Annotated in this window: 22 protein-coding genes and 1 riboswitch; of the genes, 10 read left to right on the forward strand and 12 right to left on the reverse strand. The window is 73.7% G+C overall.

Going from position 1 to position 21,950, the window contains the following annotated elements; all coding sequences use genetic code 11:
• Nucleotides 1-94: 94 nt before the first annotated feature.
• Nucleotides 95-961, reverse strand: a complete 867-nt coding sequence (gene purU, locus ACFQTY_RS04795) for a formyltetrahydrofolate deformylase (RefSeq protein ID WP_378097940.1) — start codon at nt 959-961, stop codon at nt 95-97.
• Nucleotides 962-1,009: 48 nt separating this feature from the next.
• On the opposite strand from purU, the gene ACFQTY_RS04800 reads away from it, so the two are divergent.
• Entirely contained in the window at nt 1,010-1,540 is a 531-nt protein-coding gene (locus ACFQTY_RS04800; protein WP_291757768.1) for a GNAT family N-acetyltransferase, read from the forward strand.
• Here ACFQTY_RS04800 and ACFQTY_RS04805 read toward each other — a convergent pair.
• Complete coding sequence (locus ACFQTY_RS04805) at nt 1,527-2,483, reverse strand: DMT family transporter (protein ID WP_378097943.1); 957 nt, start codon at nt 2,481-2,483, stop codon at nt 1,527-1,529. The genes ACFQTY_RS04800 and ACFQTY_RS04805 overlap by 14 nt on opposite strands.
• 42 nt (nt 2,484-2,525) lie before the next feature.
• On the opposite strand from ACFQTY_RS04805, the gene ACFQTY_RS04810 reads away from it, so the two are divergent.
• The 5 genes from ACFQTY_RS04810 (at nt 2,526) to ACFQTY_RS04830 (ending at nt 6,965) form a co-directional block, all read left to right on the forward strand.
• The gene (locus ACFQTY_RS04810; protein ID WP_378097947.1) at nt 2,526-3,050 is read left to right on the forward strand and encodes a MarR family winged helix-turn-helix transcriptional regulator; all 525 of its coding nucleotides are present in this window, start codon (nt 2,526-2,528) and stop codon (nt 3,048-3,050) included.
• 143 nt (nt 3,051-3,193) lie between these two features.
• Nucleotides 3,194-3,283: riboswitch (ZMP/ZTP riboswitch) on the forward strand.
• Nucleotides 3,284-3,354: 71 nt separating this feature from the next.
• Nucleotides 3,355-4,632: a serine hydroxymethyltransferase gene (gene glyA / locus ACFQTY_RS04815; RefSeq protein ID WP_378097950.1), complete on the forward strand. Its 1,278-nt coding sequence runs from the start codon at nt 3,355-3,357 to the stop codon at nt 4,630-4,632.
• The gene (locus ACFQTY_RS04820) at nt 4,632-5,513 is read left to right on the forward strand and encodes a bifunctional methylenetetrahydrofolate dehydrogenase/methenyltetrahydrofolate cyclohydrolase (protein ID WP_378097953.1); all 882 of its coding nucleotides are present in this window, start codon (nt 4,632-4,634) and stop codon (nt 5,511-5,513) included. The genes glyA and ACFQTY_RS04820 overlap by 1 nt, the downstream gene beginning before the upstream one ends.
• Nucleotides 5,514-5,648: 135 nt before the next feature.
• Nucleotides 5,649-6,128, forward strand: coding sequence for a VOC family protein (locus ACFQTY_RS04825; protein WP_378097956.1), 480 nt, complete (start codon nt 5,649-5,651; stop codon nt 6,126-6,128).
• Nucleotides 6,129-6,167: 39 nt separating this feature from the next.
• Complete coding sequence (locus ACFQTY_RS04830) at nt 6,168-6,965, forward strand: exodeoxyribonuclease III (protein ID WP_378097959.1); 798 nt, start codon at nt 6,168-6,170, stop codon at nt 6,963-6,965.
• A 57-nt stretch (nt 6,966-7,022) separates the two neighbouring features.
• On the opposite strand, the gene ACFQTY_RS04835 is transcribed toward ACFQTY_RS04830, so the two are convergent.
• From ACFQTY_RS04835 to ACFQTY_RS04845, 3 genes are all read right to left on the reverse strand, one after another.
• A complete protein-coding gene (locus ACFQTY_RS04835) occupies nt 7,023-8,189 on the reverse strand; it encodes an Mrp/NBP35 family ATP-binding protein (protein WP_378097962.1) in 1,167 nt (388 codons plus the stop codon).
• Between the two features lie 76 nt (nt 8,190-8,265).
• Nucleotides 8,266-8,790, reverse strand: coding sequence for a DUF1003 domain-containing protein (locus ACFQTY_RS04840; RefSeq protein ID WP_378097965.1), 525 nt, complete (start codon nt 8,788-8,790; stop codon nt 8,266-8,268).
• A complete protein-coding gene (locus ACFQTY_RS04845; RefSeq protein WP_378097969.1) occupies nt 8,783-10,051 on the reverse strand; it encodes a magnesium transporter MgtE N-terminal domain-containing protein in 1,269 nt (422 codons plus the stop codon). Before ACFQTY_RS04845 ends, ACFQTY_RS04840 begins: the two co-directional genes overlap by 8 nt.
• A 92-nt stretch (nt 10,052-10,143) precedes the next feature.
• Here ACFQTY_RS04845 and ACFQTY_RS04850 point away from each other — a divergent pair, with 92 nt between their 5' ends.
• Entirely contained in the window at nt 10,144-10,878 is a 735-nt protein-coding gene (locus tag ACFQTY_RS04850) for a general stress protein (protein ID WP_378097972.1), read from the forward strand.
• Between the two features lie 9 nt (nt 10,879-10,887).
• Here the strand turns inward: ACFQTY_RS04850 and ACFQTY_RS04855 are convergent, their stop codons facing one another.
• Genes ACFQTY_RS04855 through ACFQTY_RS04870 form a run of 4 tightly spaced genes read right to left on the reverse strand, consistent with a single transcriptional unit; the run spans nt 10,888 to nt 16,093 of the window.
• Nucleotides 10,888-12,432: an aminopeptidase P family protein gene (locus ACFQTY_RS04855; RefSeq protein WP_378097976.1), complete on the reverse strand. Its 1,545-nt coding sequence runs from the start codon at nt 12,430-12,432 to the stop codon at nt 10,888-10,890.
• Complete coding sequence (locus ACFQTY_RS04860; protein ID WP_378097979.1) at nt 12,392-12,973, reverse strand: NAD(P)H-dependent oxidoreductase subunit E; 582 nt, start codon at nt 12,971-12,973, stop codon at nt 12,392-12,394. Before ACFQTY_RS04860 ends, ACFQTY_RS04855 begins: the two co-directional genes overlap by 41 nt.
• Entirely contained in the window at nt 12,970-14,892 is a 1,923-nt protein-coding gene (locus ACFQTY_RS04865; RefSeq protein WP_378097982.1) for a [FeFe] hydrogenase, group A, read from the reverse strand. Before ACFQTY_RS04865 ends, ACFQTY_RS04860 begins: the two co-directional genes overlap by 4 nt.
• 10 nt (nt 14,893-14,902) lie before the next feature.
• Nucleotides 14,903-16,093 (reverse strand): NADH-quinone oxidoreductase subunit F, encoded by a 1,191-nt coding sequence (locus ACFQTY_RS04870; protein WP_378097985.1) that lies wholly within the window; start codon nt 16,091-16,093, stop codon nt 14,903-14,905.
• 221 nt (nt 16,094-16,314) lie between these two features.
• Here ACFQTY_RS04870 and ACFQTY_RS04875 point away from each other — a divergent pair, with 221 nt between their 5' ends.
• Together ACFQTY_RS04875 and ACFQTY_RS04880 are read left to right on the forward strand one after the other, a co-directional pair.
• On the forward strand, nt 16,315-17,160 hold the full coding sequence (locus ACFQTY_RS04875; protein WP_378099110.1) for a PHP domain-containing protein: 846 nt from the start codon (nt 16,315-16,317) through the stop codon (nt 17,158-17,160).
• Nucleotides 17,157-17,777, forward strand: a complete 621-nt coding sequence (locus tag ACFQTY_RS04880; protein ID WP_263729549.1) for a MarC family protein — start codon at nt 17,157-17,159, stop codon at nt 17,775-17,777. Before ACFQTY_RS04875 ends, ACFQTY_RS04880 begins: the two co-directional genes overlap by 4 nt.
• 118 nt (nt 17,778-17,895) lie before the next feature.
• Here ACFQTY_RS04880 and ACFQTY_RS04885 read toward each other — a convergent pair whose 3' ends face one another.
• Nucleotides 17,896-19,578, reverse strand: coding sequence for a DEAD/DEAH box helicase (locus ACFQTY_RS04885; RefSeq protein WP_378099112.1), 1,683 nt, complete (start codon nt 19,576-19,578; stop codon nt 17,896-17,898).
• Between the two features lie 317 nt (nt 19,579-19,895).
• On the opposite strand from ACFQTY_RS04885, the gene ACFQTY_RS04890 reads away from it, so the two are divergent.
• On the forward strand, nt 19,896-20,669 hold the full coding sequence (locus ACFQTY_RS04890) for a ferritin-like fold-containing protein (RefSeq protein ID WP_378097989.1): 774 nt from the start codon (nt 19,896-19,898) through the stop codon (nt 20,667-20,669).
• Nucleotides 20,670-20,699: 30 nt separating this feature from the next.
• Here the strand turns inward: ACFQTY_RS04890 and ACFQTY_RS04895 are convergent, their stop codons facing one another.
• Together ACFQTY_RS04895 and ACFQTY_RS04900 are read right to left on the reverse strand one after the other, a co-directional pair.
• Nucleotides 20,700-20,924 carry a DUF3107 domain-containing protein gene (locus ACFQTY_RS04895; RefSeq protein WP_378097992.1) on the reverse strand — a complete coding sequence of 75 codons (225 nt, stop codon included), beginning with the start codon at nt 20,922-20,924 and terminating at the stop codon, nt 20,700-20,702.
• Between the two features lie 120 nt (nt 20,925-21,044).
• A complete protein-coding gene (locus ACFQTY_RS04900; protein ID WP_378097996.1) occupies nt 21,045-21,833 on the reverse strand; it encodes a TetR/AcrR family transcriptional regulator in 789 nt (262 codons plus the stop codon).
• Nucleotides 21,834-21,950 lie beyond the last annotated feature (117 nt).

Below are 21,950 nucleotides of genomic sequence, written 5' to 3' on the forward strand. Positions count from 1 at the left end.
TCGTGGCGTGTCCGAGCAGCTCGGACCGGCGCGGGCAGCTCGGGCGAGCGCCAGCAGCTCGGACCGACGCGAGGAGCTCCGGCGGGCGGGGGGCTCAGCGGAAGACGATGGTGCGGCCGCCGTCCAGCAGCACCCGGTGCTCGGCGTGCCAGCGGACGGCACGGGCCAGCGCACGACGTTCGACGTCCTGACCGAGGCGCACCATGTCGGTGATCGTGCGGTTGTGGTCCACCCGCTCGACGTCCTGCTCGATGATCGGCCCCTCGTCCAGCGCCGCGGTCACGTAGTGCGCCGTCGCTCCGATCAGCTTGACGCCGCGGGCGTGCGCCTGGGCGTACGGGCGGGCGCCCTTGAACGACGGCAGGAACGAGTGGTGGATGTTGATCACCCGGCCGGGCAGCCGTCGGCACAGGTCGTCCGACAGCACCTGCATGTAGCGGGCCAGCACGACCAGCTCGACGTCGAGCTGGTCGACCAGCTCGAGCAGCCGCGCCTCGGCCTGCGCCTTGGTGTCGGGGCTGACCGGCAGGTGATGGAAGGCGATGTCGTAGAACTCGGCGAGCGGGCGCAGCACCTCGTGGTTGGACACGACGGCCACGATGTCGATCGGCAGGCTCTCCGACCGCTGGCGGAAGGCGAGGTCGTTCAGGCAGTGCGCCGCGGTGGAGACCATGACCAGGGTCCGGACCGGTCGACCGGCGACGTCGAGCTCCCAGGTGAGGTCGAACCGCTCCGCCAACGCGGCCAGCGCCGTCTCCAGCGACTCCCGCGACGCCGCTGCCGTCACCTGCACGCGCATGAAGAACAGACCCGAGTCGGCGTCCCCGAACTGCTGCGACTCGGTGATGTTGCCTCCGTGCTCGGCCAGCAGGCCGGCGACCGCGGCGACGATGCCCGGACGGTCGGGGCAGGACAGGGTCAGCACCCACGCGGTGGCGTCGGTGTCTGTGGTGGGGGACACGAGGCCCGAGAGTAGTGCGGTCGGTGCCGGGCCTGGGACGATGGCCGCATGACGGCCGACGACATCGAGATCCGCCTCGTCACCGCGGAGGACGCCGGCGAGCTGCTGACGCTGCGCCGGGCTGCGTTCGTGACGGAGGCGCAGCTCGCCAACGACCCCTTCATCCCGCCGCTGACGCAGACGCTCAAGGAGCTGCGAGCGGACCTGTCCGCACCGGGTGTGATCACCGTCGGCATGTGGCAGCGGCACCGGCTGGTCGGCTCGATCCGGGTGCTGGTCGAGGGGTCGAAGGCGACGCTCGGCCGCTTCGCGGTCGCGCCCGACCAGCAGGGCAAGGGCGTCGGCACGCACCTGCTCGACGCCGTGGCGACGTTCCTGCCGGACGGCATCAGCGAGGTGTGGATCTTCACCGCGCGCGACTCCGTGCAGAACATCGCGATGTACACGCGGCGGGGCTACGAGTACCAGCACGACCGCACGGCCGGGGACCTGACCTACGCCTACCTGCGCCGGTTCCTGGGTCGGGACCCCGGCGAGGAGCTGGAGCCCGCCGACGACGGTGCCGCTACCGAGGACTGACGCCGCACGGTTCGGCGAGCCGCGGGGACTCGGCGGCTGAGCCCGGGGCGGGCGCTCTGCCCCGGACGACCGGTGCCCGCAGGCGTGCGACGACGGCGGCGGTCGACGGCTGACCGACCAGCACGGCGGCCAGCACGGTGATCGTGCCGACCACCTGGAGCGGGCCGAGCCGCTCGCCGCCCAGCAGCAGCCCGAGCGTGACGCCGGTGACCGGGTTCAGGAGTCCGAGCAGGCCGACGGCGGAGGCCGGAAGGCGGCGCAGGCCCGAGAACCAGGCCAGGTAGGCCAGCGCCGTGGCGACCAGCGTCACGTATCCGACGGCGAGGAGGGCCTCGGGTCCCAACCTCGGCGGCGGCCCCTCCCCGAGCAGGGCCGCCGGGGTCAGCAGCAGGCCGCCGCCCACCAGCTGCCAGGCGGTGGAGCTGACGACGTCCACGTCGTCGCGCCAGCGCGTCGCCAGGCCGTAGCCGACCGATGACATGACCATCGCACTGACCGACGCCGCGATGCCGAGCGGGTCGGGGCGCGCGGCGCCCGTGGTCAGCATCGCCACGACGCCCGCGACGCCGAGGGCGGCGCCGACCAGGGCGGCGCGGGTCGGGTGCTGGCCGAGCAGCGGCCGGGCGACCAGCATGAGCACGAAGGGCGACGTCGCCATGACGGTCGAGGCGGTGCTGGTCTCCAGCCGCTGCGAGGCGACGTACACGAGCACGAAGAACACGCTCGTGTTGAGCAGGCCCAGCACGGCGGAGCGCCACCACCACCGGCCGCGCGGCAACCGGCGGGCGACGAGGAGCAGCAGCAGGCCGGCCGGGAGTGCGCGCAGCGCCGAGCCCCACAGCGGGAGCTGGGCCGGCAGTGCGTGCCGTGTGACGAAGTAGGTGGCGCCCCACGCGACGGGGGCGACCGCGGTGGTGGCGGAGGCGCGCCAGTTACCTTCCATGGAAGGGATAGTATCTGACCGGGAAGATATACGCTGGGCGGCATGGCGGACGACGGGGTACCGGGCCCGGATCGCATCGACCTGCTGCGGTCTGCCTGGGAGCGGGAGCGGCCGGACCTCGACGTCAGCCCCCAGGGGGTGGTCACCCGCCTGCACCGGGTGGCGAACCACCTGACCGACCGGCTCGTGGAGGTCTACCGGAGGCACGGCCTGGGCGAGGGCGACTTCGACGTGCTCGCCACGTTGCGGCGCGGGGGAGCGCCGTTCGAGCGGAGCGCCGGCGACCTCGCGGAGCACACGCTGGTGACCACCGGCGGGATGACCAAGCGGATCGACCGGCTGGAGCGGGCCGGGCTCGTCGAACGTCGTCGCGACGCGCACGACGGCCGCGGGCGGGTGGTCGCGCTGACCGCGCGGGGCCGCGAGGTGATCGACGCCGCCTACACCGAGCACATCGCGAACGAGCACCGGCTGGTGGCGATGATCGGCGACGAGCGGGCCGGGCAGCTGGAGCAGATCCTGCGGGTGTGGCTGGCGGCGCTCGAGGAGCCGCCCGCGCACGACTGACCGGGCCCGGTGCGATCGTGGCCGGTCGTCCTGAGACGGTCGGCGGTCCTGAGACGGTCGGCGGTCCTGAGACCGGCGGTGGTCCTGAGACCGGCGGTGGTCCTGAGACGGGCTGGCGGCGGGCGACGGACCCGTTGGTAGTCTTGGCGGGTCGCGACTGGCGCAACGGGTGGGTCACCACCGGGGAGCGACGCAGCAGCAGGACCAGCGGGTCGGACGCCTGGGCCCCCGGTCACCCACCACCACGGTGCGGGGTGCCCGTCGCCGGCCGCCGCCCACCGCTGACTGCGAACGGAGCGCCACCATGACCGATCTGATGGATCAGTCCATCGCCGAGCTCGACCCCGACATCGCCGCCGTCCTGGACGGTGAGCTCGCCCGGCAGCAGGGCACGCTGGAGATGATCGCCAGCGAGAACTTCGTCCCCCGCGCGGTGCTGCAGGCGCAGGGGTCGGTGCTGACCAACAAGTACGCCGAGGGCTACCCCGGCAAGCGGTACTACGGCGGCTGCGAGCAGGTCGACATCGCCGAGACCATCGCGATCGACCGCGCCAAGGCGCTGTTCGGTGCCGAGCACGCCAACGTGCAGCCGCACTCGGGCGCGACGGCCAACGCGGCCGTGCTGCACGCGCTGGCCACCCCGGGTGACCGGATCCTCGGCCTCCAGCTGGCCCACGGCGGTCACCTGACGCACGGCATGAAGATCAACTTCTCCGGCCGGCTGTACGACGTCGCGGCGTACGGGGTGGACCCCGAGTCGTTCCTGATCACCCCCGAGGCGGTGCGTGAGGCCGCGCTCAAGCACCGTCCGGCCGTCATCATCGGCGGCTGGTCGGCGTACCCGCGGCACCTGGACTTCGCGGCGTTCCGCGAGATCGCCGACGAGGTGGGCGCCAAGCTCTGGGTGGACATGGCGCACTTCGCCGGCCTCGTCGCCGCCGGGCTGCACCCGTCGCCCGTCCCGTACTCCGACGTCGTCTCGTCGACCGTGCACAAGACGATCGGCGGCCCGCGCTCGGGCTTCATCCTGTCGCGCGAGGAGTATGCGAAGAAGATCGACTCGGCAGTCTTCCCCGGTCAGCAGGGCGGCCCGCTGATGCACGTGGTGGCCGCGAAGGCCGTCGCGTTCAAGATCGCCGGCACCCCGGAGTTCGTCGACCGCCAGCAGCGCACCCTCGAGGGCGCCAAGATCATCGCCGAGCGCCTGTCGGCGGCGGACGTGCGGGACGCCGGGGTCTCGGTGCTCACCGGCGGCACGGACGTGCACCTGGTGCTGGTGGACCTGCGGAACTCGCCGCTGGACGGCCAGCAGGCCGAGGACCTCCTGCACGACGCAGGCATCACCGTGAACCGCAACGCCGTGCCGTTCGACCCGCGCCCCCCGCGCGTCACCTCCGGCCTGCGCATCGGCACGCCGGCGCTCGCCACGCGCGGGTTCGGTGCGGCCGAGTTCACCGAGGTGGCGGACGTCATCGCCACCGCGCTGGTGGACGGCGCCGGCGCGGACATCGACGCGCTGCGGGCACGGGTCGCCAAGCTGACCGAGGCGTTCCCGCTGTACGCCGGCCTGAAGCAGTACTGATGACGGCACGGCTGCTGGACGGCACCGCGACCGCGGCTGCCATCAAGGACGAGCTCACCTCCCGGGTCGCCGCGCTGGCGGCCCGGGGGCTGCGTCCCGGGCTCGGCACGCTGCTGGTCGGGGACGACCCCGGGTCGCGGCTCTACGTCGAGGGCAAGCACCGCGACTGTGCGCAGGTCGGCATCGCGTCGCTCCGTGAGGACCTGCCGGCGGACGCCACGCAGGAGCAGATCGAGGCGGCGGTCACGAGGCTGAACGAGGACCCGGACTGCACCGGGTTCATCGTGCAGCTGCCGCTTCCCAAGGGCATCGACACGCACCGCGTGCTGGAGCTGATCGACCCGGCGAAGGACGCCGACGGGCTGCACCCCACCAACCTCGGCCGGCTGGTGCTGCGCGTGAACGAGCCGGTGACGTCACCGCTGCCGTGCACGCCGCGCGGCATCGTCGAGCTGCTGACCCGGCACGGGGTCGACCTGCGCGGGGCGGACGTGGTGGTCGTCGGCCGCGGGGTGACCGTCGGGCGGTCGATCGGGCTGCTGCTCACGCGCCGGGAGCTCAACGCCACGGTGACGCTGACCCACACCGGGACGGCGGACCTGGCGGCGCACACGCGCAACGCCGACGTCGTGGTCGCCGCGGCGGGGGTGCCGGGCATCGTGACGGCGGACATGGTGCGGCCCGGTGCCGTCGTGGTGGACGTCGGGGTCTCGCGGGTGACCGACCCGGCGACGGGCCGGTCGCCTGTGGTGGGCGACGTGGACCCGGCGGTGCGCGAGGTGGCGGCGTGGGTGTCGCCCAACCCCGGCGGCGTCGGGCCGATGACCCGGGCGATGCTGCTCACCAACGTGGTCGAGGCCGCGGAGCGCATCCTCGCCTGAGCGCGTGGCCGGCAGTGGGCGGGTGCCGCGTCCGACCCGGGGCCCACCCGGCCCGCGCCCGCGATGAGATCGCGTGGTGCGGACGGTCGGTACGGCTGACGGTGCCCGCAGGGGGTGCCGGGGACGGGGTCGGTCATGACGACGGTTCGCTCGCACCTGTGGTTCGACGACCAGGCGCTCCCGGCGGCGCAGCACTACGCCGCGCTGCTGCCGGACACGAGGGTCACCTCGGTGGTGCAGGCGCCGGCGGGCACACCCGGTGTGACGGACGGTGCGCCGTTCATCGTCGAGCTCGAGCTGGTCGGCGTGCCGTTCACGTTCCTGAACGGCGGTCCCGCCCTCCGGCTCGACGCGGCCTTCTCCGTGCTCCTGCAGGTGGACACCCAGGAGGAGGTCGACCGGTACTGGGACGCGCTGACCGCCGACGGCGGGCAGCCGGGTCAGTGCGGGTGGCTCGTCGACCGGTTCGGCGTGTCGTGGCAGGTGGTGCCCGCCGGGCTGACGCGCGTGATGAGCGGGTCGGACGCCGCCGGCGTCGCCCGCGCGATGGCCGTCATGCTCACGATGTCGAAGCTCGAGGTGGATCCGCTCGAGGCGGCCTACGCCGGTCGCTGACCGGGTCGAGATGTCGGCGGTGTCGGGCACGATGTCCCGGTGCTGAGCGTCGCCACCGTCAACGTCAACGGCATCCGTGCCGCCTTCCGCCGCGGCATGGGTCAGTGGCTGGACAAGCGCCAGCCGGACGTGCTGCTGCTGCAGGAGGTCCGCGGGTCGGACGAGATCCTCGCGGACCACCTCGACCCGGCCGGGTGGGACCTCGCGCACGAGGCGGGGGCCGCGAAGGGCCGGGCCGGTGTGGCGATCGCGTCGCGGTTGCCGATGACGGCCGTCCGCGTCGGGCTCGGGACAGGGGCGACGGGCGACGCCGGACGGTGGGTCGAGGCGGACGTCACGCTGCCGGACGGGCGGACGCTGACCGTCGTCTCGGTGTACCTGCACTCCGCGACGGTGGGCACGCCGTCGCTGGAGGAGAAGTACGCGTTCTGCGAGCACGTCGGTGCACGGCTGCGGGAGCTGGCGCAGGCGGGCGGGCTCGCCGTGGTCGGGGGCGACCTGAACATCGCCCACCGCGAGGTGGACATCAAGAACTGGAAGGGCAACCTGGCGAACGCCGGCTTCCTGCCGCAGGAGCGGGCGTACCTGGACCACTGGTTCGACGAGCTCGGCTGGCACGACCTCGGACGTGAGCTCGGTGGCGAGGGACCCGGTCCGTACACCTGGTGGTCCTGGCGGGGCAAGGCGTTCGACAACGACGCCGGGTGGCGGATCGACTACCAGCTCGCGTCCGCACCGCTGGCCGAGGTGGCCGTGGCGGCGACCGTGGACCGTGCGCCGTCGTACGCCGAGCGGTTCAGCGACCACGCCCCCCTGGTCGTCGAGTTCGACGCCTGAGCCATCTGAAGGGCATCACCGGCCACGGCCGCGGGAGCGGTGCGCTCCGTGCTCCCGTCAGCGGCCGACGGGGGAGAGCCCGAGCGAGCGGCCGGCCAGGCCGCGGGGCCGGACCGCCAGCCGCTTGGCGATGTCGGTGAGCACCTGGGCGGCGGCCGTCTCGGGGTTCGCTGCGACCACCGGGGTCCCGCCGTCGCCCGCCTCGCGCAGCGACACGTCGAGCGGCACCTGACCCAGCAGGGGCACGTCCGTACCGGTGATGCGGGACAGGCTCTCGGCGACCCGAGCGCCGCCGCCGGCACCGAACAGCTCGAACCGGGTGCCGTCCGGCTGCTCCAGCCAGGACATGTTCTCCACGACGCCGATCACCCGCTGCCGCGTCTGCACCGCGACGGCACCGGCACGCTCGGCGACCTCGGCCGCGGCGACCTGCGGGGTGGTGACCACCACCAGCTCGGATGCCGGCAGCAGCTGGGCCACGGAGATCGCGATGTCACCCGTCCCGGGCGGGAGGTCCAGCAGCAGCACGTCGAGGTCGCCCCAGAACACGTCGGCGAGGAACTGCTGCAGGGCCCGGTGCAGCATCGGCCCGCGCCACACCACGGGCTGGCCGGGGGCGACGAACTGGCCGATCGACACCACCTTGACGCCGTTCGCCTCGGGCGGCAGGAGCATGTCGTCCACCTGCGTGGGCGGGCGGTCGGCACCGAGCATGCGCGGCAGCGAGAAGCCGTAGATGTCCGCGTCGACCACACCGACGGACAGCCCCTGGCGGGCCATCGCCACCGCGAGGTTGGCCGTGACGGAGGACTTGCCGACGCCACCCTTGCCGGACGCCACCGCGATCACCCTGGTCAGCGAACCGGGCTGGGCGAACGGGATGACGGGCTCGCCGGCCCCGCCGCGCAGCCGGGAGCGCAGCTCGGCACGCTGCTCGGCCGTCATCGACCCGAGCTGGACCACCACCTCGTCGACGCCCGGCACGGCGGCGACCGCGGCCGTGACGTCCCGCTGCAGCGTGTCCTTCAGCGGGCAGCCCGGCACGGTGAGGTCGATGCCGACCACGGCGCGGCCGCCGTCGAGCTCGACGGAGCGCACCATGCCGAGCTCTGTGATCGGCCGGTGGATCTCCGGGTCCTGCACCCGCGCCAGCGCTGCCCGGATCGCCTCTTCGAGACCGCCGGGGGCGGGAGACGTGGCGGTGGGCGGGGTGTCGGTCGGCATGGGGCAATCGTAGGTGCGGCGACCGGGCCGTCATCTGTGACCCTCGTCGCCTCCTGGGTCTGCGACGGCCCGGGCGTCAGGCGCTGGGTGGCGCGCTCCGGTCGGTGCCGCCGCTCGTGGTCGCCACGACGTCGGCGTCGCGGTCCTCGGTCAGGTCCTCCAGCAGGGCCCGGAGCTCGGAGCGCACGAAGTCTCGGGTGGCGACCTCCGACAGCGCGATGCGCAGCGCCGCCATCTCGCGGGCGAGGAACTCGGTGTCCGCCAGGCTCCGCTCCGCCTGCTGCCGGTCCTGCTCGAGCGCGACGCGGTCGCGGTCGTCCTGCCGGTTCTGGGCGAGCAGGATCAGCGGCGCCGCGTACGACGCCTGAACCGAGAAGCAGAGGTTGAGCAGGATGAACGGGTACGGGTCCCAGTGGCCGACCAGCCCGACGACGTTGAGGAAGATCCAGACGATGATGAACCCGGTCATGTAGAGCAGGAAGCGCCCGGTGCCCATGAACCGGGCGAACGCCTCCGCACCACGGCCGATGGCATCGGGGTCGAGCGCAGGCCGCCAGGTGCGACCCTGCTCGCGCGGGGTGTCCAGCCGACGCTCAGCCATGCTGGGCACCCGTCGTCTCGTCGTCGACCTCGCGCCAGTCCTCCGGCAGCAGGTGGTCCAGCACGTCGTCCACGGACACCGCACCGAGCAGCCGCCGCTCGGCGTCGACCACCGGGAGCACCAGCAGGTTGTAGGTGGCGAGCTCACGGGTGACCCTCAGCAGCGGCGCGTCGGCCGTCACCGGTTCGAGGTCGGTGTCGACGATGGCTCCGATCGGCTGGTGCGGCGGTTCGCGCAGCATGCGCTGCAGGTGCACGACGCCGATGAACCGGCCCGTCGGCGTCTCCAGCGGTGGGCGTGCGACGAACACGACCGAGGCGAGGGCCGGGTTGAGGTCCTGCCGTCGCACGTGCGCGAGCGCCGCGGCGATCGGCGTCTCGGGGCCCAGGATCACCGGTTCGGTGGTCATCAGGCCGCCGGCGGTGTTGTCCTCGTAGGCGAGCAGCCGGCGGACGTCCCGCGCCTCCTCCGGCTGCATGAGGCCCAGCAGCTCCGCCTGCTGCGCGTCCGGCAGCTCGCCGAGCAGGTCTGCCGCGTCGTCGGGCTGCATCGCCTCGAGCACGTCCGCCGCCCGCGTCAGGTCCAGGACCTGCAGGATCTCGACCTGGTCGTCCTCCGGCAGCTCCTCGAGCACGTCCGCGAGGCGCTCGTCGTCCAGCGCCGCGGCGACCTCGAGCCGACGTGCGGTGGTGAGGTCGTGCAGCGCGTCGGCGAGGTCGGCGGGCTTCAGGTCGGCGTACTGCGCGAGGAGCAGCCCGGCGCCCTGGGCGTCCGTCGAACGGTCGAGGCCCCGGACCTGGTCGGCGCCGACGAGCATCGTCTCGCCACGGCGGCGCAGCAGCCCGCCGCTGGGTCGTGGGCGCCGGACGAACAGCTGGGTGGCCAACCAGTCGCCGTTGCGCTGCCGTTCGATCGCGACGTCCTCGATCAGCACCGTGCCCGAACCGTCGACCAGGTCCACCGTCCGGTCCAGCAGCTCCCCGACGACCAGCGTCTCGGCGGCGCGCTGCTCGAAGCGGCGCATGTTGAGCAGGCCGGTGGAGATCACCTGTCCGGGGTCGATCGCGGTCACCCGGGTCAGCGGCAGGAAGATGCGCCGGCGCCCCGGCACCTCGACGACCAGTCCGACCGCGCGCGCCGCCCCCTTCGGGCGCACCAGCACGACGACGTCGCGGACCCGGCCGACGTGGTCCCCGAGGGGGTCGAACACCATGGTGCCCGCGAGCCGTGCGACGAAGACGCGTGTCCCGGCGGCGCTCACGCAGGTGAGCCTAAGCGGTGCGCCTCCCGCCGGCACCGGGCGCCACCAGGCTGCCCTAGGCACATCGCCGCAGCGTGGGCCAGGATCGACGCATGTCGTTCACCCGTCCGAACCGGACCCCGAGCACACCGACGCTGCCCAAGGGGGAGACCGTCGCGTCCTACGGCACCTACCTCGAGGCGCAGCGGGCGGTGGACCACCTCGCCGACTCGCAGTTCCCGGTGCAGAACGTGACGATCGTCGGCACCGACCTGCAGATGGTGGAGCGGGTGCTGCGGCGGCTGTCGTACCCGTCGGTGGCGCTCGGCGGGTTCGCCTCCGGCGCCTGGTTCGGGCTGTTCGTGGGGCTGATCCTCACGATGTTCTCGTCGAGCGCCTCGAGCCTGTTCCTGCCGGCGATCCTGTTCGGCGGGGCGTTCGGGCTGCTGTTCTCGGTGATCACGTACTCGTTCTCGCGCGGCCGCCGCGACTTCACCTCGTCGAGCCAGATCGTCGCGACGTCGTACTCCGTGCTGTGCGCTGCGGAGCACGCCGGCAAGGCGCGCCAGCTGCTCGCGTCGATCGGCGGGGTCCGCTCCGGCTGGCCGGACCGCACCCCGGAGCCCAGCCGGCCGATGGGACCCCCGCCCTCGGACCCCACCGCCACCTACCCGGGACCGGCGCGGCCCGACGTGCCACCGGTCGCGCCGCCTGCACCGCCGGTGCCGCCCGCCTCGCCGACGGGTCCGTCGGCTCCGCCGCGTGCGGGTGAGCCGACGGGACCGTCCGGACCGGGTGAGCCGACCGGACCGGGTGAGCCGACCGGACCGGGTGGGCCGACGACCTGACCGGCCGGCTCAGGCCAGCAGGCCGGCCATCCACGCCTCCACGGCGTCGGGGTCGCGGGGCAGGGCCCCGGACAGGTTCTCGGCACCGTCCGCGATCACCAGCACGTCGTCCTCGATGCGGACCCCGATGCCGCGCAGCTCCTCGGGGACGAGCAGGTCGTCCGACTTGAAGTACAGGCCCGGCTCGATGGTGAACACCATCCCGGCCCGGACGACGCCGTCGAGGTACATCTCGACGCGCGCCTGCGCGCAGTCGTGGACGTCGATGCCGAGGTGGTGGCTGGTGCCGTGCACCATCCAGCGGCGGTGGAACTGGGCGTCCGGCCGCAGCGACTCGGCGGCGCCGACCGGCAGCAGCCCCCAGGAGGCGAGGCGGTCGGCGATCACCTCCATCGCGGCGCCGTGCACCTCCCGGAACCGGATGCCCGGTCGCACGACGGCGAACGCGGCATCGGCCGCGTCGAGCACCGCCTGGTAGACCTTGCGCTGCGCGTCCGTGAAGCGGCCGTCGACCGGCAGCGTGCGCGTGACGTCGGCGGTGTAGAGCGAGTCGATCTCGACGCCGGCGTCGAGCAGCAGCAGCTGGCCGGGGCGCACCGTGCCGTCGTTGTCGGTCCAGTGCAGCGTGGTCGCGTGCTCGCCGGCGGCGGCGATCGTCGCGTAGCCGACGTCGTTGCCCTCCTGCCGCGCGTGCCCGATGAACGTGCCCTCGACCACGCGCTCGCCGCGCCGGTGCGCGGTGGCCGCGGGCAGCTGCCGCACCACCTTCTCGAACCCGGCGATCGTCGTGGCGACGGCCTCGCGCATCTGCTCGACCTCGTGCGCGTCCTTGACCAGGCGCAGCTCGGACAGCGCCTCGGCCAGCCGCTCGTCGCGCCGCTTGCCCGCGGCCTCGTCGGCGCGGATCTCCTCGACGATCTGCGACACGGCCTCGTCGACGTCCGGAACCACGGCCAGCAGGACGCCGTCGGCGCCGGCGTCCTTGGCGAGCGCGTCGCGCAGGTCGTCGAGGTGGGCCGTGGGGATGCCGGTCAGCGTGGCCATGTCCTCGAGGGTCGGCCGGGCGCCCACCCAGAACTCGCCGCGCGCGCTGTCGGCGAAGAACTCCTCGCTGTCCCGGCCGGACAGGGGGCGCAGGTACAGCACGGGCCGGTGGCTCCCGCCGCTCTCCCCGGTGCCGTCCTCGACCGGGTGCAGCACGAGCACGGCCTCCGGCTCCTGCTCCATGCCGAGCCCGGTCAGGTGGGCGAACGCGGCGTGCGGGCGGAAGCGGAAGTCGGTGTCGTTCGACCGGAGCTGGGGGCGGCCCGCGGGGACGACGAGGCGCTGGTCGGCGAAGTCGGCGGCCAGCGCCGTGCGGCGCGCCGGGGTGAGGTCTGCGACGGCGGAGCGAGTCACCGTGCCGGCCGCGCGGGGAGCCCAGCCGGACGTGACGAACCGGAGGAACTCCGCCGACGACGGCCGCAGCGAACGGTTGCCGCCGCGGTCCTGGAGCGGCTGGTCGGCGGAGTGGTCAGCGGGAGTCGTCGTCTCTGGGGTCAGGTCCTCGGTCACCCGACCAGTTTCCCACCGGCGTCCCACCGACCGTGTCGTCCGACGACGCTGCACGGAGGCGTGCGACCAGCTCGCACGCGTCGTCGGGCGTCACCCGGCCGATCGCCTGCCTGTCCAGCAGGATCGCCGGCGGGCGGTCGCACATGCCGATGCAGTTGGCCCAGGCGAGGGTGACCAGGCCGTCGTCCGTCGTCTCGCCGAACCGGATGCCGAGCTCGTTCTCCAGCCGCTCGGCGATCGCCCCCATGCCCGCCATCGCGCAGGAGATCGTCCGGCACAGGTGGACGACGTGCCGGCCCGTCGGCTCGGTGCCGAGGAAGTGGTAGAAGGTCACCACGCCCTGGACCTCCACCGGGGGCAGGCCGAGGCGGTCGGCTACCACCTGCATGGCGACGTCGCTGATCTGGCGTCGCTGCTCGCGCAGCGCCTCCAGGATCGGCAGCAGGGAGCTGCGTCGGGCGCCGTGCTGCGCCACCAGCCGGTCGATCGCGCCGACCAGGTCGGCCTCACGCTCCAGCACGTCGGCCGGGATGCCGGTCATCGGGACGCCTCCCGTCCGGTCCTCGTCACGCCCGCGGTGATGAAGCTGCCGCGCGGCGTGTACGTGGTGTGCAGCAGGTGGTGGGCCGTCGGCCCGTTGGGGCCGTCGGCGAGCAGCTCGTCGTACAGCCGCAGCACCGCGGGGTTCTCGTGGCTCTTGCGTGCGCGGCCCGTCTCCCCGTAATGGGCGTCCTCCGCGTAGATGGCCCTGGCACGCGCGGCCCGGATCGTCGCATCGGTGGGCACCGGCTGGCCGCCGCCGCCCAGGCAGCCGCCCGGGCAGCCCATGAACTCGATGAAGTGGCAGCGGCTGAACAGGCCGCCGGCGGCGATGTCTTCCATCACCTTCCGGGCGTTGCCCGTCCCGTGCACCACTCCCAGCCGCAGCGTCACGCCGCGCAGCCAGTCGAGGTCCGGGATCTTCCCCGCGAGGATCGCCGGAACCGGTCCCAGCTGGTCGGGGAGCGTGATCTCGGTGTAGCGCGTGTCCTCGAAGCCGCGGACCGGCGTGATGTCGGCGTGGTCGAACAGCTCCTCGACCGGCCGCCCGGTGACCAGCTCGACGACGGTCCGTAGCGCGGCCTCCATCACCCCGCCGGTCGCCCCGAAGATCACGCCGGACCCGGACGCCGTGCCGAACGGGTCGTCGAAGTCCGACTCCGGCAGGTCGGGCAGCCGGATCCCGCACTCGCGGATCATCCGGGCCAGCTCGCGCGTGGTCAGCGAGACGTCGACGTCGCGGTAGCCCGAGTCGGCCATCTCCGGCCGGGCCGCCTCGAACTTCTTCGCCGTGCAGGGCATCAGCGACACGGACACGACGTCCGCCGGGTCCACCCCTGCGCGCGCGGCGTAGAAGCCCTTGATCACAGCGCCGAACATCTGCTGCGGGCTCTTGCAGCTGGACAGGTTGGGTATGGCGTCGGGGTACCGGTGCTCGAGGTACTTGATCCAACCCGGGCTGCACGAGGTGAACTGCGGCAGCGGCCGGCTGTGGTCGTCGAGGACGAGGTTCTCGTACAGGCGGAGCAGCAGCTCCGTGCCCTCCTCGATGATCGTCAGGTCGGCGGCGAAGTTGGTGTCGAACACCTTGTCGAACCCGATGCCGCGCAGCGCCGTGTTCAGCTGCCACGTCACGGGCGTCCCCGGCGGCAGGCCGAACTCCTCACCCATCGCGGCGCGCGGCGCCGGTGCCGTCTGGATCACCACGTGCTTGGTCGGGTCCTCGATCGCGCGCCACACCAGCTCGGTGTCGTCGTGCTCCTGCAGGGCGCCCGTGGGGCAGCGGTCGATGCACTGGCCGCAGTTGATGCACACCACGTCGGAGATCGGCAGCGTCAGGTACGGCGACATGGTCGTCGAGCTGCCGCGGCCGATCACGCCGAGGGCACCGACGCCCTGCACCTGTGCGCACGTGCGGATGCAGCGGGTGCAGTGCACGCACTTGTTCATGTCCCGCACGATCGACGGGCCCACCAGGTCGAACGGGCGCGTCGGCTCCGTCTGCCGGCCGAACCGGTAGTGGTCGGAGCCGTACTCGGCGGCCAGGTCCTGCAGCTCGCAGGCGCCGTTGCGGCCGCACGTCTGGCAGGAGCCGTAGTGCTCGGCGAGCATCAGGTCGACCACGGTCTGGCGGGCCTGGCGCACGCGGCGGCTGTAGGTGCGGATCTCGACGGGTTCGGTGATCGGGTACGCGCACGACGCCTGCAGGGCGCGCTGGCCGACCACCTCGACGAGGCAGACCCGGCAGATGCCGACGTCCGGCAGGTCCGGGTGGTGGCACAGGGTGGGGATGCGGCGGCCCGCGAGGTGGGCGGCGTCGAGGATCGACGAGCCGACGGGGACGTCGACGGGGACACCGTCGACGACGACCCGCACGGTGTCCGTGCTCGTCGCGGTGCCGGGTGTCGTGGTGGTGGTCATCGTCGTCCCCTCACCGTGCGCCGGCCGGGATGTGGCTGAGCATCTCCTGCTCCAGGCTTCTGACCAGGGACAGGAACACGTTCGGTGCGGCCTGCCCCAGCCCGCACTTGGACGCGATCTGCATGGTGCCGCCCAGGCTGACCAGGTCGGCCAGCTCCTGCCGCGTGCACTCGCCACGGCGCAGCCGACGGATGCCCTCGAGCAGCTTCAGGCTGCCGACCCGGCACGGGGTGCACTGGCCGCACGACTCGTTGACGAAGAACCACTGCAGGTTCTCGGCCACCTCGAGCAGGTCCCGCCAGGGCCCGAGGACGATGACGGCGCCGCCGGTGGACACGTCCTCGTAGCTGATCGCCCGGCCGAAGTCACGACGCGGCACGCACGTGCCGGCCGCGCCGCCGACGATCACCGCCTTGGCGTCCGCACCACCAGCCGCCTCCAGGACGGTGGCGATCGGCACGCCGAGCGGGAACTCGTAGATGCCGGGGTGCTGCACGTCGCCGGACACGCTGAGCAGCTTGGGGCCGGTGGACCGGTCGGTGCCGATCGCCGCGAACCAGTCCGCGCCGCGCGCGAGGATCGCCGCCGTCCAGGCGAAGGTCTCGACGTTGTTCACCACGGTGGGCGCCCCGTTGTACCCGCGCACCACCGGGAACGGCGGGCGGCTGCGCGCCTCGCCCCGACGTCCCTCGAGGCTCTCGATCAGCGCCGTCTCCTCGCCGCAGACGTACGCCCCGGCGCCGAGGAACACCCGCACGTCGAAGGAGAAGCCGGAGCCCAGCACGTCGTCGCCGAGCAGCCCGGCCTCCCGCCGTCGGGCGAGGCACGCCTCGAGGGCGTCGAGCAGGTAGACGTACTCGCCGCGCAGGTAGCAGATGCCCTCGTGCGCGCCGATCGCGTAGGCCGCGATCGTCATGCCCTCGAACACCAGGTCCGGCAGCTCGTCCAGCAGCACGCGGTCCTTGAACGTGGACGGCTCGCCCTCGTCGGCGTTGCACACGACGTAGCGCACGCCGTCCGGCGCCGGAGCACCGGCGGCGAGGGTCCACTTGCGACCGGTGGGGAAACCGGCGCCGCCGCGGCCCTTGATGCCCGAGTCCGTGACGGTCGCCACCACCCCCGCCGGGTCGAGCGCCAGGGCGGCTCGCAGGCCGGCGTCGGGTTCGATCGACGCCAGGGTCAGGGGGGTGCGGATGCTCACAGGTGCCACCGCCTCGCGCTCGGAGCGCCAGGCGCACCGCGCGGCTACCTCGGCGCGCCTCACGCTGTGACGTCCTCAGTCCACGCCCCATCGCGCGCGGTGCGCGTGGTCCGAACGTCCCTTGTGGGACGGCGGAGCGGCAGCGTCCCGGCCGATCGGCACCACGACAGGGCGGAGGCGTCGGATCCGGGCACTACCGTGTCCGCGTGACCCCGTCCGACGTGCGCATCGACCTCCACACGCACTCGTCGGCATCGGACGGGACGGGCTCTCCGTCGCAGGTGGTCCGCGACGCGCGGGCGGCGGGCCTGGACGTGGTGGGCCTGACGGACCACGACACGACGACCGGCTGGGCCGAGGCGGCGCACGAGGCGGAGCGCGCGGGCGTCGCGCTGGTGCGGGGCACCGAGGTGTCGGCGATCGCGGGGGGTGTCAGCGTGCACCTGCTCAGCTACCTGCAGGACCCGACGGCGCCGGCGCTCGCCGACGTGCTGGCCCGCACGCGGGACTCCCGGGAGCACCGGGCGGAGCGGATGGTGGCACGGCTCGCCGCCGGCGGCGTGCCGGTGACCTGGGCCGACGTGCTGCTGCAGGCGAAGGACGCGGTGGCCGTCGGCCGGCCGCACATCGCCGACGCGCTGGTGGAGCTGGGCATCGTGCCCGACCGGTCCACCGCCTTCGTCGACCTGCTGTCCGCCCGGGGTCCGTACTACGTCGGCTACGCCGCGCCGACCGCCGTCGACGCGGTACGGGCGGTCGTCGCTGCCGGTGGGGTGCCGGTGTTCGCGCACCCCGGTGCCGACGGCCGCGGCCGGGTGGTGGCGGACGACGTCATCGAGGAGCTGGCCGAGGCGGGCCTGGTGGCGCTCGAGGTGGACCACCGGGACCACAGCCCGGCGCAGCGCGACCGCCTGCGGGCGCTGGCGAACCGACTCGGGCTGCTGGTCACCGGGTCGAGCGACTACCACGGTGCCGGCAAGCCGAACGTGCTGGGGGAGAACCTCACCGACCCGGCGGTGCTGGCCGCGATCGAGGAGCGGGGGAGCATGCCGGTGGTCCGGCCGTGAGGGCCGTGCTGAACGTCCAGCTGCTGCTGTCGGCGTTCGTCACGCTGTTCGTGATCATGGACCCGCCCGGGACCGTGCCGATCTTCCTGGTGCTGACCGGCGCGATGAACCGCGCGCAGCGGGTGCGGGCGGCACGGCAGGCGATCCTCGTGGCCTTCGGCGTGATCGTCGGGTTCGCGCTGTTCGGCCAGCAGCTGCTGACGTACCTGCACGTCTCGCTGCCCGCCCTGCAGGCGGCGGGCGGTCTGCTGCTGCTGGTGGTGGCGATGGAGCTGCTCACCGGCAAGATGGACGACGAGCCTGCCCCGGACGTCGCCCGCGGCAACATCGCCATGGTGCCGCTGGGCACCCCGCTGCTGGCCGGTCCCGGCGCGATCGTCGCGACGATGGTGTTCGCGCAGCAGGCGCGCACCGCAGGCGACTGGATCGCCATCGCGCTGGCCGTGGTCGGCGTGCACATCTGCCTCTACCTGGCGATGCGGTTCGCCAACGCGATCCACCGGGTGCTCGGTGACTCGGGGACCATGCTGGTCAGCCGGATCGCCGGTCTGCTGCTCGCGGCGATCGCGGCGCAGCTGCTCGCGGACGCCGTGCTCACGTTCGCCCGGCAGGTCTGACCGGACCCTGCGTCCGACCGACGGGCGCGTCCCGCTGCAGCCCCGAGGACGACGGGCCGCCGCCGCACCCGAAGGTGCGAGCGACGGCCCGTTCGTCGTTCCGGACGCGGTTCCGGGCTCAGCCCTCGGAGCCGGCCTCCGCCGCGGCGCCCGCGGCGCCCTCGACCGGGCGGCCGCCACGCGTGCGCCGACGGTTGCGCGACCGACGCTTGCGCGTCTCGTCGGCGGACGTCGCCTCGCCGCTCACCGGGGCTGCGCCCTCAGTGGCAGGTGCGGCGTCCGACGTGCGGGTGCGCTCGTCGTCACCCCGTCCCTGCGACCGGCCCTCGGACCGGCCCTCGGACCGGCCGCCGGAGCGCGGCCGGCTCCGCTCGCCGCGACCACCCTGAGGACCGTCGCCACGGCCACCGCGGCCGCGAGGTCCGTCGTGCTTCGGTGCACCGCCGTGCTTGCCGGTCTCACCCAGGTCCTCGAGCACCTCCGCCGCCAGCCCCTCGCGGGTCTGCTGCGACTTCGGCAGCCGTCCGGTGATGCCCTCGGGGACGTCGAGGTCCTCGCGCACGTGCGCCGAGGAGGAGTAGGTCTCCACCGGCTCGGGGATGCCGAGCTCGAGCGCCTTGTCGATCAGGCCCCAGCGCGGCACGTCGTCCCAGTCGACGAAGGTCACCGCGGTGCCCTTGTGCCCCGCGCGGCCGGTGCGGCCGGTGCGGTGCAGGTAGATCTTCTCGTCCTCGGGGCACTGGTAGTTGATGACGTGCGTGACGTCCTCGACGTCGATGCCACGGGCCGCGACGTCGGTCGCGACCAGCACGTCGACCTTGCCGTGGCGGAAGGCGCGCAGCGCCTGCTCCCGGGCACCCTGGCCGAGGTCCCCGTGGATGGCGCCGGCGGCGAAGCCGCGCTCGTTCAGCTCGTCCGCCACCTTGGCGGCGGTCCGCTTGGTCCGCGCGAAGACGATGGTCAGGCCACGGCCGCGGGCCTGCAGGATCCGCGCGAGCAGCTCCACCTTGTCCAGCGCGTGGGCGCGGTAGGCGACCTGGTGGATGTTCTTGACGGTCTTGGAGTCGTCGTCCGGGTCGCTGGCGCGGATGTGCGTCGGCTGGCTCATGTAACGGCGGGCCATCGCGACGACGGCGCCCGGCATGGTGGCCGAGAACAGCATGGTGTGGCGGCTGGCGGAGGTGGCGCCGAGCAGCCGCTCGACGTCGGGGAGGAAGCCGAGGTCCAGCATCTCGTCGGCCTCGTCCAGCACCACCGTGCGGGCGTGGGACAGGATCAGGCTGCGCTGCGTGAGCAGGTCGATCATGCGGCCGGGGGTGCCGACGACCACCTCGGCACCGCGGGCGAGCGCCTCGACCTGCGGCTCGTAGGCACGGCCGCCGTACACCTGCACGATGCGGACCTTGCGGGTCGCGGCCGCCATCGCGAGGTCGCCGGCCACCTGGACGGCCAGCTCGCGGGTGGGGACGACGACGAGCGCCTGCGGCTTGCCGGGCGCGGTCAGGTCGGCGTAGCCGTCCTCGTCGGGCGCGATCACGTGCTCGAGGAGCGGGATGCCGAAGCCGAGGGTCTTGCCGGTGCCCGTCTTCGCCTGGCCGATGATGTCGTGGCCGGCCAGCGCGACCGGCAGGGTCATCGCCTGGATCGGGAACGGGTGCGTGATGCCGTGCGACGCGAGCGCGGCGACGGTCTCGGGGCGGATGTCGAAGTCGGCGAACGAGGCGTCGACGGCCTGCACGGAGGAGGACGCGCGGGAGTAGGCGCCGACGGGCGTCGCCACGGCGTCCGCGGCGGTGAGCATGGTGTCAGCCGGCTGCTGATCGGTGGTGGTCACGTGGACTCTTCACTGCGAAGGGTGGCGGCGGGCGGCGGCCAGGGCGGCCACGGCGTGTCGCCTGGCACCCCGGACGCGGCGGCGGCGCCACGCGGGTTGGCCGGCAGCCGATCGTGAATTCCGCCTCACGCACGACGTCCGGTCCGTGCGGACCGGTGCCAGGGAGGTGGGCCACCTCGCAGGGGTGGACCCGAGATGCAAGACGACCGGGCAACCGATGTACGGGCGCGAGTCTACCGGACCTCCGTGGCGCCGCCCGGTGCGCCGGGCGTTACCCTCCAAGGATGACCGCCGACGCAGCCGTCCCCGCCCCGCAGACGTCCGCCGCGGCGTCCGCCGCGACCCAGGCCGCCGACGCCGGGACCCAGGCCGCCGACGCGGTGGAGCTGCTGGGCCTCGTCGCACAGGTGGCGCACACCGAGTTCGTCCGCCTCGCCGCCGACTCCCAGGCGGCGCCCTCGATCGAGCAGCGCCTGGCACTGAGCCGGTGCGCCGCCGAGTGCGTCCAGGGGCGTGACCGGGTGCTCGACCGGATCGCCGAGCTCGGTGGCGACCCGGTGGCGGCGATGGCGCGCCACGAGCACGTGATGGACGACTTCGACGCCCGGACGGCGCCGGGGTCGTGGTGGGAGCGACTGCTGACCGCCTACGTCGGCTACGGCGTCGCCGACGACTTCTGCCGGCTCGCCGCCGAGGGGCTGGACGAGCGCTCGCGCACCCTCGTCCTCGAGGTGCTCGGTGCGGGATCGCCCGCCGAGCTGGCGGCCGCGGAGCTGGACGCCGCGTCCGCGCAGGACACGGTGCTGGCTGCTCGGCTGGCGCTGTGGGGCCGGCGTCTGGTCGGTGAGTCGCTCAGCGTGGTGCAGCGGCTGCTGGCGCAGCGGCCCGCGCTGGAGCGGCTGCTGCACGCGGCGCGCAGCAGGCACGGGGCGGAGTCCGCGGAGGCGGAGCCGACGACGACGAACGCACGGCCCCGGGCCGGTGAGAGCGCCGCGGTGCTCGGTGAGCTGACGGCCGAGCACACCCGGCGGATGAACCGGCTGCGCCTCACCGCCTGAGCGGGTCGGCGCAGCCGTCGTGCGCCGACGTCAGATGGTGCCGAAGCCGACCCGCGGCCGGGACTCCGCGCCGATCTCGACGTACCCGAGGCTCGCGGTCGGCACGATGACCCGTCGTCCCTTGCTGTCCACCAGCTCCAGCGCCGCCTTGCCGGCAAGCGCGGCGGCGACGGCGGCGGCGACCTCGTCCGACGTCTGGTCGGACTCGAGCGTGATCTCCCGGGGCAGGTTCTGCACGCCGATCGTGATGTCCACCGTTCCTCCTCCTGTCCGGTGCGGGAGCCCACCGTCGTCGTCCCCGTCGTCGTCCCCCTCGCGGGGTGGGACCGGGCGGGGTGGCCTCCCAGGGCGCTGACGCGCCACCACCGGTCGATCCTAGGTGGTGGCGGGAGAGGGGCCCGGGTCGGCGGCCTCGGCCGGCTCGGCACCGTGGGTCGCCGCGTCCGTCGTCCCGGCCCTGGTCGGCGCCGTGCTCCCGGCGGGCCGCGACACGTCCGTGATCAGGCCGCCCACACCGCCCCACGCCAGCCGGGAGACGAGGTCCGTGGTCGCCTCCGCCGTCAGCGTGCCGGCATGGCGCAGGCGGTGCACCGCCGCTCCCTGCGCCATCGTCACCAGGGCGGCGGACACGGTCGCGGCCTCCGCAGGCCCGAGGCCCGCGGCCTGCTGCAATGCCTCGGCGATGCGCGTCCCGGTGGAGACGGAGGCCCGCTCGACCCGGGCCCGGACGCCGGGGTCGCGGGTGACGTCGGACTCGAAGAGCAGGCTGGACGCCTCGCCCGCGACCTCGACGAAGGAGATGTACGCCCGCACGATGGCGGCGACGACGTCGCGACCGTCCGTCGCCTGGCCGTGCTGCACCGGTTCGAGGGCGCGGTCCATGGTGGTCAGCAGGTCCTCGCCGCAGGCGTCCACCACCGCCAGGTAGAGGTCGAGCTTGGACGGGAAGTGCCGGTACAGCACCGGCTTGCTGACCAGCGCGCGGTCGGCGATGTCGTCCATCGACACGTGGTGGTAGCCCTCGCTGGCGAACAGCTGCTGCGCGATGGTCAGCAGCTGGTCGCGGCGCTGGTCGCGGCGCATCCGCGGACCCGCGGCGCGGCCCGCCGGCAGTGCCGGCACGGAGGCGGCCGAGTCCCCGTCGACGGGCGGGACGGCGCTCATCCGGTGATGGTAGCCAGCGCACGGCCGGGCGACCCGGTGGGAGCCGGGTGAGCGTGCCGGCGGGAGGTGCTCGGCGCCGGTCAGCGCGGCCGACCCGGATCGGCTGCGGCGGCGGTG

It is taken from the genome of Cellulomonas sp. T2.31MG-18 (assembly GCF_964266755.1).
In the GTDB taxonomy this organism is placed as follows: Bacteria; Actinomycetota; Actinomycetes; order Actinomycetales; family Cellulomonadaceae; genus Cellulomonas.